The organism is Parabacteroides sp. PF5-6 (genome assembly GCF_029504695.1).
Classification (GTDB): domain Bacteria; phylum Bacteroidota; class Bacteroidia; order Bacteroidales; family Tannerellaceae; genus QVMG01.
On the sequence record NZ_JAQFIN010000010.1, the window covers coordinates 104969 to 119431 of the forward strand.

The window sequence follows — 14463 nt, forward strand, 5'->3', positions numbered from 1 at the left end:
TATTTATTGGTTATTAGAATGTCAGATTAACCCCGAAAGTGAACGAACGCAGGGTCGGATATTTGTCGCGCTGGTCGGTTCCGGCATCCATGACGGTTTTACTGCCGTCGCGGCGGCTGGCAATCCGGACTTCAGGATCGAGCCCTTTATAACCGGTGATGGTAAGCAGGTTCTGCGTCGAAGCATAGACACGCAGCCGGTTGATGTATTTAGACTTGATCTGATTGAACGTATACCCGAGAGTCACGTTGTCGATCTTCCAGTAATTACCGTTTTCGACGTAGTGGCTCACGTACGACTGGGGACTGGCCAGGATATGCGTATCTCCCGTTTTCTGTCCGGTGACTGCATCCACTACGGGAAGCTGATCGAAGGCAGAATTCAAGGCATTGTACTGCGTATTCGCGTTGGCGTAGAACATCTCCTGATAGTTGAGGATCTTCTGGCCGAACGCCCCGCGCATATTGATCGACAGGTCGAGGTTCTTCCAGTAAATCGTATTGTTCCAGTTCAGGTTATGTTTGGGAATACCATTACCCAGAACCTGCTTGTCGTCCTGATTGGCTTCTTCCGCCAAGCCGTAATAGCGTTCTGTGATGTTGCCGTCTTCGTCTTTTTTCAAACGTTCGACCACCCATTTACCGTCTTTGTCGACACCTACCGATTTCCAACCGTAGAAGTTACCGATCGGATAGCCTACCTGGATCCGGTGACTGTCTTGCTGAACCGGTTCGCCGATATAGCCTGTGGGGAAATAGTCGGTAGTCGTCTGGAATTCATCGTTCTCGATGGAGACGAGTTTGTTTTTATTGGTCGAATAAGAGAAGTTTGTTCTCCATTCGAAGTCCTTCGTTTGAACCGGAACGGCGTTAATCGCGATCTCGAATCCGCGGTTAGTCATCTGCCCTACGTTAGCCATAAGGTTACCGGTCTGGTAGGGAGGTGTGGGCACCTCGTAGTTATAAAGCAAGTCTCGGGTATCGCGGTGATACATGTCGATGGCACCACCCAGGCGGCCTTTGAACAGATCGAAGTCAACCCCCAGGTTGTACTCGTATTTCTTTTCCCAACGCAGGTTAGGATTCGCGTTGCGCACAGGACCCAACTGGTTGATCCACTTGCCCTGATAGAGGAAGAAATCGCTATAGCCAACCGAAGCCAAAGCCTGGTAGTTGTTACCCGCATCGGTACCTGTCACACCGAATCCGAAACGTACTTTCAACATATCAACCCAGGATACATCCTTCATGAACGATTCCTGATCCATACGCCAACCGGCCGAGATACTCGGGAAATTCCCCCATTTGCTGTCCTTACCAAACCGGGATGAACCTTCGTGACGCAACGAAACCATCAACAGATAGCGGTTGTCGTAATTATAGGTCGCACGGGCGAACAAGGCAATCAGTTTGTTGGAGTATTTATTGGAATTCATAGGTTCTGTGATGATCCCTTCTTTCACGCCAAGACCGGCATTGAGGTTGTTCCACAGATAAGCATCGGTCGGGAACCGGGAGTTGTTGGCCGAGAACGATTCGTACATATAGTCGTAGTAGGAATAACCGGCAACGGCTCCGAAAGTATGTTTGTTAAAAGCCTGATTCCAGCTACCGACAAGTTCGAGCTGATTGCTGACCGAGTTATTGGTGCTACGTGATGCGGCCCCGTTCGTGCTTCCTTCGGTCGAGCTTGCTGCCAGGCGGCTGGTATAACTACCGGTGATCCGGTTGTCGTTCGTACGCGAGTAAGTCATCTTTAAAGAAAGACTTTCTATCGGACGGAAGTCCAACGAACCGTTGAAGCGCAGGCCACGTTGGCGAACTTCACTGGTCTGTTCCTTGACAATCGAAACGGGGTTGTCATAGAAATAGATCGGACGTTCCAGATAGATACTGTTCGGCGCTTCATCCCAAACCTGTTCGCCCGTGCCGTAGTTCGGATTGTAAACCGGCTGGGTCGGGTTCTGGATCAGGGCGTAACGGTAGATATTCGTATTGAAGTCGCCGCTCCGCAGACGCTCGTCGGCGATGATCGAAGCAGAAGAGATCAATTTATTGTCGAACATACGGTGGGTAAACTCAAGACGACCACGCATGGTCTCCATATCCATCGATTTCATCGTTCCGTTATTCTTGGCGTAGGTGAGGTTACCGATGATCCCGGTGTTTTTGCTACCGCCACGGAAGGTGAGGTCATGGTTGTGAACGAACCCGGTACGGCTGACTTCGTCCAACCAGTCCGTATCGTATCCGAAGTCCCTGTCGTTGGCGCCGAGGAAACTATATCCTTCGTTCCAACGCTGGCGCAGATCGGAAGCGGTCATGAAATCGGCTTTCTTAGCAAAGGTCTGAGCGGTGACATAACCGTTGTATTCGATAGTTGTCGGAGCATCGCCGCGCACGCTCTTGGTGGTGATGATGATCACCCCGTTGGTACCGCGGGTACCGTAGATTGCTGTGGCCGAACCGTCTTTCAATACGTCGATCGATTCGATATCCTGCGGAGACACCGTACTGAAACTGCCCGGAACACCATTGATCAGGATCAATGGATCCTGGGTACCGGTCAACGAGGAGTTACCACGAAGGATCACCGACGTGCTTTGCGTAGGGTCGCCCGACGCTGTGGAGATCTGCAAACCGGCTACCTTACCCTGGATCAACTGCCCGGCGTCGAGGATCGAACCTTTATTGAAAGATTCCGCCTTCACGGTTGCCACGGAGCTGGTCACGTCGGCTCTGCGCTGCGTACCATAACCGATCACCACCACTTCGTCTACCAATTGAGTATCTTCCTGCAAGGTTACTGTGATAACCGTTTGATTGCCTACCGTAATCTCCTGGGTTTTAAAACCAATATAAGAAACCTGAAGCACGGCATTGGAACTGACGTTTAACGTAAACTGACCATCGATATCGGTCATTACCCCGTTGGTCGTTCCTTTTTCAACCACATTGACACCCGGCAGTTCGAAGCCGTCGGCATCGCGCACAACACCCTTCACGGTCAGGCTTTTCTGCTGGGCCACTTCGGGCAAACTTCTTTCGGGATTTGCGTGCGCACGACCGATAAATTGAGGCGCACTTGAGCTAAACAAGATACATGCTGCTAAGATAAGCTTCGTGTATCTCCTGTCTGGAGATTTCGCTTTCATGTTCATGACTTTTTGTTAGAATTAGATTAATGATAACGTGATCTTTTCTGTCAAATCAACTGTTGCAAATTAAGTGTTGCTTTTCCTTTTATCATGCCAGATTTGTCTAATTGCATACCAGAAATGTACAATGTATATTTTACACGAAACGAGAGGCAATCAGCTCAAAACTAAACGATAACAAGATTTACGGTGGATTATATTCGGATTGTTTTAGACGATTTTGTCATTTCCGTCCCCAATTGCCCCCCTTCGGGCTTGAATGCATTCCGGAGCACTGTGACAATATGATATGTTAAAATGTGTTTCTATATATAGTGCGGGCTCATACTACCTATAGCACGGCGTCATACTATATATAGTACGAGCGAATACTACCTATAGGAGTTACACTTTGTCAAATGGTATCTCTATCGCTTTGGGTTTACTCTCCGTTAAGTGACCTCGAAGGAGAGCTATGCGCCACTTTTCACAGGTTCATGAAACTTTTTGAGGCAAAGTTTCTTTCTATTGGATCTTTGTTACATCAAATAAGATTATTTTTATACTTCGACGCTCCAAAATGTATTTAAATTTGCACTTGACTGAACGAACGAAATCGCTTAATCCAAAAGGTTTACTTAAACATAAAGAATAATAGAATGAAAAATCCCAATTTAGTACTGTCTGTTTTGGCCTGCCTATGCCTACTGCTCCCGATGCAGGCGAAATCTTCCGGTTCTCCGGCAAAAGGGAAAGTCTCCCTGCCGGAAGGCCGATCGATCCATAAGGTCGAACCGATCGTTGTTGAAAGTCCGGTAGGTACGGTTCCCCGCTTGCCTTTCCAGGTTTGGGTGACTTATTCCGACGGCAAATCGGAATACCGCCAGACCCGTTGGACCAATTCCGCCCGTACGGTCGAAGAAGAACAGGCCAACCCGGATCTTTACCCTGCCGGCCGCGAATACACCATCAACGGTTTTATCACCGGCGACAATACCACTGTCAACGGCTTCCCGATCACGGCACAGATCAAGGTCGTTGCCCAAAAATACGCCACGCCGTCGAATCAACCGGTAGCCGAAACCGTGCCCCTGGATCAGGTGACGGTGACGGGCGACAACCGCTTGACTTCGAACCGGGAACTGGCCTTGCGCGAAATCATCAGCTGGGATGTTTCCCAACAATTATATAATTACAGAGATACCTATGGCCTGCCCACGGAAGGTTATACCGTATCCGACGGCTGGGATTCGCCCACGACCAAATTGAAAGGCCATGGCTCGGGACATTATATGTCGTCGCTCGCCTTTGCTTTCGCCAGCGCGACGGATCCGAAGCAAAAAGAGATCCTGCGCCGCAACATGACCCGGATGGTCGACGAACTGCGCGAGTGCCAGGAACGAACGTTCGTCTGGAACGAAGAGCTCGGCCGATACTGGGAAGCACGCGACTTCGCGCCGGAAGCCGAATTGCGTGAGATGAAAGGAAGCTGGAAAGACTTCGACCAGCACAAAACCGAATGGGCGAAATACGGTTACGGCTACCTCAACGCCATCCCGGCCCACCATGCCGCGCTGATAGAGATGTATCGCGCGTACAATAATGAGAACTGGATATGGGCGCCCTATTATTCGATCCACAAGCAATTGGCGGGCCTGATCGATATCGCCACCTACATGGACGACGAAGCCGTGGCCGCCAAAGCCCTCCTGATTGCCAAAGATATGGGGCTGTGGATCTGGAACCGCCTGCACTATCGTACCTTTGTCGAGACCGACGGTACGCAGGAAGAACGCCGTGCCCGGCCCGGCAACCGCTATGAGATGTGGAATATGTATATCGCCGGGGAAGACGGTGGAACGGGTGAATCGCTGGCGCGTCTGTCCGAGATGGTCAACGATCCGCAGGAAAAAGCGAGACTGCTCGAGGCCTCGTCGTTCTTCGACAGCCCGGCGTTCTACGATCCGTTGGCCCGCAATATCGATGACGTGCGCACCCGCCATGCCAACCAGCATATCCCGAAAATCATCAGCGCGTTGCGCAGTTTCCGGGGCAACAACAATCCGTACTATTATAATCTCTCACAGAACTTCTGGGAATTGATCCAGGGACGCTACCGTTATTCTTCCGGTGGGGTGGGCAACGGAGAAATGTTCCGCCAGCCTTATACCCAGATCCTGAGTATGACCACCAACGGGGCGCCGACCCTGAACGAAACCTGCTGCGCCTACAACCTGGCGAAGCTCACCAAAGACCTGAACTGCTTCAATCCCGACGATGCCCGCTATATGGACTATTACGAACGCCTGTTGTACAACCAACTGGTCGGATCGCTCTGCCATCATCACTACCAGACGACGTATCAGTACGCCGTCGGCTTGAATGCTTCGAAACCCTGGGGCAACCGCACGCCGCAATCGACCTGCTGTGGCGGTACGGGTTCGGAAAACCATGTGAAGTATCAGGAAGCCACCTATTTCGTTTCCGAAAACACCCTCTGGGTAGCGCTCTATATGCCCACGACCCTGGACTGGGAAGCCAAAAAAGTAGCCATCCAGCAGAACTGCCTCTGGCCGGCAGAGCGTTCGACGATCCGCCTGACCGAAGGAAAAGCCAATTTCACGATGAAACTGCGTGTGCCTTACTGGGCAACCGAAGGGTTTGACATCAAGTTGAACGGCGTATCGATCGCTTCCGCCTATCAGCCGAGCTCGTACGTGACCATCCCGGCACGCGACTGGACAACAGCCGATGTAATTGAAGTCATTATGCCGTTCAGTAAACATATCGACTTCGGTCCCGACAAGATGGAGACGGCTTCCGCCGGACGCAACGAGCCAAACCGGCAGTTCGAACCGATGTGGGCGGGTACTTTGATGTACGGTCCGTTGGCAATGACCGCCACCGGCGTAGACGAATGGGATCAGGCGACCCTGACAGTCGATTCTCACCTGGAAAGTATCCTGTTGAACGATCCCAACGGCGGCTCGACCGGTTCCAGCGGCAACCTCTACACCCTCACCCAGGGCGGTAAGGTGTTCGAACCCGATTATTTCCGGGAAGAGAGCTCGACACACTACTTCCGGATCAACCTGGTCGACGATATGATCGCCGAGTTCCGCACCTTACTGGCGCAAAAACTGCAGGATGCTACGGTCTTCCAAGCGAAGAACTACAATAAGGCATCGTATAAAGCCTTGAAAAACGCTATGGCTTCCGGTGAGAAGCTGAACATTTCCTCTACAGCCACCCAAAGCCAGATCACCGCCCAGATCGCTGCCATCGACCAGGCCATCAACGCCCTGGTATCGTCGCGGCAAGACAAATCCGCGCTGGCTGCCGCACTTCAGGCGGCGGAAGCCAAGAAGCAGGCGGATTATACCTCGGATAAATACGCTGCCCTCCAGCTCGCCCTGGCCGCAGCCAAGGAAGTGAATGCCACGGCTACGGCACAATTGGCGGTCGACAAACAAACATTGTTGTTACAAAAAGCCATGGACGACCTGGTCTTGGCTTCGAGCGTGGATAAGAACAACCTGTCCGGCGTGATCGCCCTGGCAATGGAGCGCAAGAAGGCGCAGGATGCCTGGACAGCGCTGACAGTGAAGGTGCCCGAGTACTCACCCTGGGCGCCGCATGCCTACCGCCGCCTGATGTATGAGTTGCGCAAAGCACAAGACGTCTTCCAGAACAAAGACAAGAACTACAACCAGAGTGAGGTCAACTCGACAACTTCCAGCCTGAACGCGGCGATCAACACGATGCGCCCCGGCAACCTGCCCGAGCCCGAAGATCTCTATCCGCTATCGACCCTGATGCGTCAGGCCAGCCGGGTGATCCCCTCCGAGGTGACGCCGGCCATCTCCGAAGCGATGGAATATGCCGAGATGGTTACCGCCTATGTGATCGACGGCAGCGGCACGCACGACATGATCGTCAAGGCGACGGAAAAACTGCGAGAAGCTTTAAAATAGGAGGATAAGGTCTTTTAGGTCTTTTAGGTCTTTTAGGTCATTTAGGTCTTTTAGGTCATTTAGGTCTTTTAGGTCATTTAGGTCTTTTAGGTCGTTCCAGACTTAAAAGACCTAAAAGATTTAAACGACCTAAATCTCCTTAACCCCCTTAACCCCCTTACCCCCCTTTCCCAAAACATTGCACTTTGGGCGAAAAAACATTGCGCTTTGGCCGACCAAAGTGCAATGTTTATTTTGGGCAGCCTACACATAAAAGTTTCATCCCCCCTTCCACCTTTCACCCGACCGCCAGATCCCTGTATTGATCAGCGTTTCGGGTGAAGACTTGGAGAAGGATGGAGGGTTCCTGAAAAAGGCCGCCGGAGTTTTCCAAAAGGCCGGCAGGGTTTTGTAAAAGGCCGGCAGGGTTTTATAAAAGGCCGGCAGCCTTTTCCGGGAAGGTCTGTCGTTTTTTTAAGGTATATTTTACCTTTCACCCGAAACGCTGATCAATACAGGGATCTGGCGACCGGGTGAAAGGTGAAGACCGGACTAAAAACTTTTATGTGGTAAACTACCGGTACTTTGTGCGCAAACTACTAATACTTTGTCGCCAAACTACCGGTAGTTGGTGCGCAAACTACCGGTAGTTTGCGAAGGGGATATTAAAATCTCATTTTCAATGGTTTAGGAGTTGCATCGAAGAGGATGTGAAGGTTTGCTTTACGCTTCGCTAAGCGACCTTCGGTTCGGGATGATAGCAGATGGACATTCCTGGCTCCCCTTCTTAGAAAAGAAGGGGGTGGACCAGAGCCGTAGGCGATGGTGGGGTAGTTTGATCCTAATTTTGTATGAGATAGGTATTTATCTTTTATTGCTGCAGCATTCAAACTACCCCACCGCTGCAAGCAGCGGTCCCCCCCTTCTTTTCTAAGAAGGGGAGCCAAGATAGTCCACTTGCTACCCCGGAAAATCTTCACTTCTCACAATATTTGATTTCTGCAAACTAAGGGAAAGCGCGCGGAAGCGCGCAGGCATACGGTTATGCATGAGGGCGCGCTTGAGGCGTTAATTGGGAAAGCCCAAAAACGTGTCGAATAAGTGGTGTTTTTACAAATAAATCATATCTTTGTCAACCTGCTTATATCTGATACGGTTATGGATGAGTGTGTAAATAAAAAGATCAGAAACAGCTTCCTCGTATTTTTCCTGTTATGCCTTTGTTTCGGGGTGGAAGCCGTTCCTTTCCGGTTTGTTCATTATGATGTTTCCGACGGGTTGTCGGGCAATTGTGTGCGTTCGCTGGCGCAAGACAGTCGCGGCTTTATCTGGTTCGGCACGGATAACGGATTGAACCGGTTCGACGGCTATGCATTCAAGGTATTCAAGACGGTTGCCGGCGACTCGACCACGCTGGGCTCCAACTATATCTATGCTTTATACGAAGACCGGCAGGAGACCTTGTGGATCGGCACGGAGACCGGGATCTATACCTACCTTCCGGAGAAAGAAGAGTTCCTCTTTTTCGACAAACAGACAGAAGAGGGCGTTTCCATACAAAGCTTTATCACCGCCATCTCGGAAGACCGCCGGGGCCATATCTGGATCTCCACCTTGCGGCAGGGTGTTTTCTCCTATAACATCGAAAAAGACGTGTTGCGGCAATACCTGCAAAGCACCGACGATCAACGCTTCTCATTGACTTCGGATCATATCTGTTTCCTCTATGTCGATGCGGAAGATGTGGTCTGGGCAGCGCCTCAGCAGGTCGGACGCAAGCTGAATCGCCTGGATATCAACGAAGAACGGTTCTACCCCTACACGCTCAACGGGCCGGCCGATGTCCTGAATGAATTGGCAGTCTACGGCATGGCGGAAGACCAAAGCGGCCACCTCTGGCTGGGTACCTGGGTCGGTGGCATCTGCCGGTTGAACAAACAGACCGGAGCAATCACTCCCTACCTCCCGCCCTCCTCCAAAGGCGGAGCTTTCCATGTGCATTCCCTTCTGATGTACGACACGGACATATTGCTGGTCGGATCGGACGACGGACTCCACTATTTCAACACCTCGACCGGCGAGTACACGCTGATGACCGCCACCGAGTTCAACGATAAGAGCTTGTCCGACAAATTTATCTATCCCATCCATAAAGACAAAGAAGGCGGGCTCTGGATCGGCACCTATTACGGTGGGGTCAACTACTCTCCGCCTCCCAAAGGTTATATCGAAGGGTATGCCCACTCGAATTACAGGAATTCGGTCAACGGCCATATCATCAGCCGTTTCTGCGAAGACGAAAAAGGGAATATCTGGATCGGATCCGACGACGGCGGCCTGAGTTACCTCGACGTAGAGACGGAAACTTTCACGAATTACATGCCGGAGCCGGGCAAAAACAGCCTCTCCTACCACAATATCCATGCCCTCTTCCTGGAAGACGACAAACTGTGGATCGGCACCTATTCGGGCAGCCTGAATGTGTTCGACCTGAAAACTCGGCGTTTCAGCGTGTACCCCTCAACTTCGGAGGCGAATACGCTCGACAACAGCAGCATCTATTCCATCTACAAAGATTCGGAAAGTCGGATATGGATCGGCAGCATGCAGGGCGTGATGTATTACAACCGGGAAACGGATGATTTCACCCGGGCAAAAACGACCGGAACGACAACAATGGATATCGTCGACGACGGACACCGCGCCGTCTGGTTTGCCACCGGAGGAAGAGGCGTCTTCCGCTACGACCAGCGCACCGGAGAATGGACGCAATACCGCCACGACGCGAACGACACGCGCACGCTGCCCAGCAATGTGGTCAACTGCGTGCAGACAGACGCGAGCGGTCGCCTGTGGATCGGCACCGACAACGGATTTTGCTATTACGACCGGGAGGAACAACTGTTCACCCGCGTACACCTGCCACCCGAATCGGCCTCGGTGAGCGATATCATTGCGGATGGCGATTTCTTATGGCTGCCCACGGCAAACGGATTGATCCATTTCTCCACCAAAGATTATACCTATCGTCTGTTTACGCAGACGGACGGCTTACAGGGCGATCAGTTTACCGTCAAAGCCTCCCTACTCGCCCGTTCGGGCAAGATGTATCTGGGCACGACCAACGGATTCAACGTGATCGATCCGCAAACCATCTCGGCAAACGCCCATATCCCGCCGGTACACCTGACCAATCTGCAGATCTTCAACCGCGATGAGCCGATCGGACCCAACAGCCTCTTGCCGCGTTCGATCGAATATATGGACGAGATCCGGCTGTCGCACAAGCAGAATGTCTTCAGTATCGAATATGCCGCTTTGAGTTTCGGCTCGCCCGAAAAGAATCAATACCGCTACAAACTGGAGGGTTTCGATAAAGAATGGAACGAGGTGGGCAATCAACGCAAGGCGACCTACACCAATCTGCCGGCCGGGCAGTATCTGTTCCGCGTGGTTGCCTCGAATAACGACAACGTATGGAACCTGCAAGGGGCAACCTTGCAGATCCGGATCCTTCCCCCGTTCTGGAAAACGGTATGGGCGTATCTCTTTTACCTGTTGATATGCTTAGGCATCGTGGGCTATCTCATCTACAGCCAACGCAAGCGGGCGGAACGGAAACACCGGGCACGGATGCACCAGTTGAATGTGGAAAAAGAGAAAGAGCTCTACAATGCCAAGATCAATTTCTTCACCCTGATCGCCCACGAGATCCGTACGCCGGTCACCCTGATCATCGGTCCATTGGAAAAGGTCATGGAGAATGCGAAAGGTTTGCCCGCCGACACGCAAAGCGACCTGAAGATCATCGACCGCAATAGCCAACGCCTGCTTTCATTGGTGAATCAGCTGCTGGACTTCCGCAAAGCCGAGCAGGGCGCCTTCATTATCCGCTTCTCCCGGCAGAATATGCAGGAATTATTGCAGAATGTGTACGACAGGTTCAAACCGTTGATCGAACAGAAAGGCATTATTTTCCGGTTGCAGATGCCCCAGGAGCCGCTCACGGCCACCGTCGATGCGGAAGCGATCACGAAGGTGGTCAGCAACCTCTTGACCAATGCCTTTAAGTTCGGGAAGAAAGAGATCACCTTGCGTTGCACGGCCGACAACAACCGGCTGCAGATCCAGGTGACCGACGACGGCAGAGGCATCGACGCCCGGGAGGCGGAGAATATCTTCCGGCCGTTCTATCAGGCGGCGCAAAACAATGTAGCCGGCACCGGGATTGGCCTTTCTTTGGTGAAACTATTGGTCGATGCCCACCACGGGACGGTGCGGGTAGACAGCCAGCCGGAGATCGCCACGGCCTTCACCGTCGATCTGCCCCTCGAGCAGCAGGAAGAAACGATCGTGCCCGAAAAGACGACACCGCAAACCGCCACGGAGAACCTATCGTTGCCCGCCGACAAGATGCCGCAGCCCCATGCCACCCGCCAGTCGACCCTATTGATTGTCGAAGACAACGCGGAAATGCGCAATTTCCTCTGCGAAAGCTTCGAATGGAACTTCCGCATCCTCCTGGCCGAGAACGGCAAGGAAGGGCTGGAGCAGTTGAAGAAACATCAGGTCGATATCATCATCAGCGATGTCATGATGCCCGTGATGGATGGTATCACGTTCAGTAAAACGGTGAAGGAGAACATCCAGTATTGCCATATCCCATTGATCCTGTTGACGGCCAAAGCGGATACCGACTCGAAAGTATCCGGCATCCAAGCAGGTGCCGACGCGTACATCGAGAAACCCTTCTCGCCGCAGGTCTTACGAGCACAGGTCGAGAACCTGTTGAACTCAAGGAACGTACTGAAAAAGAAATTCTCGGAAATGCCGTTCGTCACGCTCGACAGTATGGCGGTCAACAAAGCGGACGAGAAGTTCCTGGCGAAGATGAACCGGATCATCGAAAAGAACATTTCCAATATGGACTTCTCGGTCGACGCCTTGGCCGAGCAGCTCTATATCAGCCGTTCGGGCTTGTTCGTGAAGATCAAGAACCTGGTGGGCATGACACCCAACGAACTGATCCAACTGATCCGCCTGAAGAAAGCAGCCGAATTATTGCTCACCAAAGAGTACCGGATCAACGAGATCTGCTACCAGGTCGGGTTCAACAACCCCTCTTATTTCTCTAAATGTTTTCAGAAACAATTCGGTGTCTTGCCCAAAGAATTTGTCAGTATGGGAAGAAAAAAGGAAGACTGACGGCAGACAAAAGAAAGGCAATATTTATTTCTTTCCGGCAACCTTCTCCAAAACATAGACCAAAAGGAAGCCGACCACCATCAACGACAGGCCTTGCCAAAGGTAGGCATCGGGTAGTATATTCTTTTCAACCAGCGGTTTGACGACGCCATGGCTATCGATAAACGTTTCGACCGTCTCTTTCCACGGCCATACCTTATTGAGCGAACCGAGCATGAAACCCGCCAGGACGGCAATCGTCACATCGTGGAACCGGTGCAGGGCATACGACAATACGCGCGAGAAACTGGTGATACCAATAGCTGCCCCGCAGAGGAACACCAGGATCACCGGGATATTCAATGTCTTCACCGCCTCCATCACATAAAAATATTTGCCCAATAAGACCAATATGAAACTGCCCGAAATGCCGGGAAGGATCATGGCGCAGATCGCAATTGCCCCGCTCAGGAAGATAAACCAGAGGGCGTCGGGCGTTTCCGCCGGGGTGGCGACGGTGATAAACAAAGCGATCAGAGCGCCGGCCGCGAAACAGAGAATCGTCTTCCAGTTCCACTGCCGTATATCTTTGGAGACAAACCAGGTCGAGGCCAATACCAGGCCGAAGAAGAAAGACCATACCAGGATCGGATGGGCTTCGAGCAGGTAAGTGATCACTTTGGCCAACGAGAAGATGCTGATGGCAATACCCGTGACGATGGCCAACAGGAAATTGGCATTCACCGCACGCCAGAACGCCGCGATCCGGCCGGTAAAGAGCAGCTTGAGGCTGGCTGCGTTGATACTTTTAATCGAATCGACCAACTCCTGGTAGATTCCTACGATAAAAGCAATCGTACCTCCGGAGACTCCCGGTACCACATCGGCAGCTCCCATGGCTATGCCTTTCATTGCCAATACGGCATAGTCTTTGATCGTTCGTTTCATGTTTTTCAGTTGCTATTGTCTTTGTTACGGATATATTCTTTGGCCAACGCCTGGGTCAGGATGCGGGGATCGGTCAATTGTTCGAACTTTTTCGAGAGCAAAACATCCGGATCATCCAAGGCAAGCAAGTCATCCTCCTCAATGATCTTCTCCAACATGTCGCAAATCTCGGCGAAGAACTGTTCTTTGTCTTTCCCATCCTCAGGCATGAACGACAACATGAAAAGAATCTCCGGATCGTCGGGTTTCAATAGATGCGCCTGTATCAGTAGTTCATACGCCTCTTCCAGGCGTTCCATCTCGATGCAGCAGCCCATCAACTGCATATACACCGAAGAAGAGACCTCCAAAGGCGCTTCGTCGATCCGATCTCTGAGCAGCTTGTAGGCGGCCGCATGATCATTCATCTTGATATAACACTCCGCCATAAGCATGATAACACGCTCTTTAAACATCTCGTCGGTCAGATCTTCCCGGCAGATCTCGAGCGCCCGCTCGTAATTCCCGTTTTTGCTGAGGCAATAGGCCAGAAGCAATTTTAGTTCGACCACCCTATCGTCGCAGGTGAGCGCGAAGTCGAACGCTTCGATCGCATGTTCGTAGTCCCCTTTATAGGCATACAGGCGACCCAGGGCAAACCATTCATCGAAAGAATACGGTTTCAGGTCGATCAACTCATTGCAGACGACTATCGCCCGGTCGAAGTCTTCCGTATTCTCCAATGCGATGCATAATTCTTCCTTGAGGATCAGGCTTTTGGGAAAGAGTCGAAGGCCCCGTTCGGCATAATCGGCCGCAGCGTGAAACAGTTCCACATCATTCAATATCGGTGTGATGTATTCGAACATGAGATCCAGGTAATCTTCCTTACGGTCGATCAAGGCTTCGGTCAGTTCGACCACCTTCGCGTAATTCTCCCCCGTAGCATAACATTCTATCTCCAGGATATCCAGGTCCTGGTTTCCTTTCTCGCCAATCTGCTGGATCAGCGTCAACGCCTTATCGACCTCATCGTTCAGAAGATACTGGCGACACCGTCGAATCTGCAGGGCCGTATTCCCGGGATGAAGGCGCAGGCCCAAAGCCAACACCTCCCCGTAGAGCGAGAAATCTCCCAGCTCTTCAAAGCTATTCAATAGATCATCGATCTCATCGGCATCGAAATAGGGTTCTTTATACTCCTTTTTGGCGGAGATATAACGTTCCCGAAGAAGTGCGATTCGGTCTTTTTTCATTCAAATA

The 14463-nt window shown here is 51.7% G+C and carries 5 protein-coding genes; 2 read left to right on the top strand and 3 right to left on the bottom strand.

Features of this window, described 5'->3' with window-relative positions; translation table 11 throughout:
* Nucleotides 1–13: 13 nt before the first annotated feature.
* Nucleotides 14–3154: a TonB-dependent receptor gene (locus tag M2133_RS12025; protein WP_277466388.1), complete on the bottom strand. Its 3141-nt coding sequence runs from the start codon at nucleotides 3152–3154 to the stop codon at nucleotides 14–16.
* 641 nt (nucleotides 3155–3795) lie between these two features.
* Here M2133_RS12025 and M2133_RS12030 point away from each other — a divergent pair.
* Nucleotides 3796–7110 carry a beta-L-arabinofuranosidase domain-containing protein gene (locus M2133_RS12030; RefSeq protein ID WP_277466389.1) on the top strand — a complete coding sequence of 1105 codons (3315 nt, stop codon included), beginning with the start codon at nucleotides 3796–3798 and terminating at the stop codon, nucleotides 7108–7110.
* A gap of 1137 nt (nucleotides 7111–8247) precedes the next feature.
* Nucleotides 8248–12294, top strand: coding sequence for a two-component regulator propeller domain-containing protein (locus M2133_RS12035; RefSeq protein WP_277466390.1), 4047 nt, complete (start codon nucleotides 8248–8250; stop codon nucleotides 12292–12294).
* Nucleotides 12295–12318: 24 nt separating this feature from the next.
* On the opposite strand, the gene M2133_RS12040 is transcribed toward M2133_RS12035, so the two are convergent.
* Both M2133_RS12040 and M2133_RS12045 read right to left on the bottom strand, forming a co-directional pair.
* Entirely contained in the window at nucleotides 12319–13221 is a 903-nt protein-coding gene (locus M2133_RS12040; protein WP_277466391.1) for a DUF368 domain-containing protein, read from the bottom strand.
* A 5-nt stretch (nucleotides 13222–13226) separates the two neighbouring features.
* Nucleotides 13227–14456, bottom strand: a complete 1230-nt coding sequence (locus tag M2133_RS12045) for a tetratricopeptide repeat protein (protein WP_277466392.1) — start codon at nucleotides 14454–14456, stop codon at nucleotides 13227–13229.
* Nucleotides 14457–14463 lie beyond the last annotated feature (7 nt).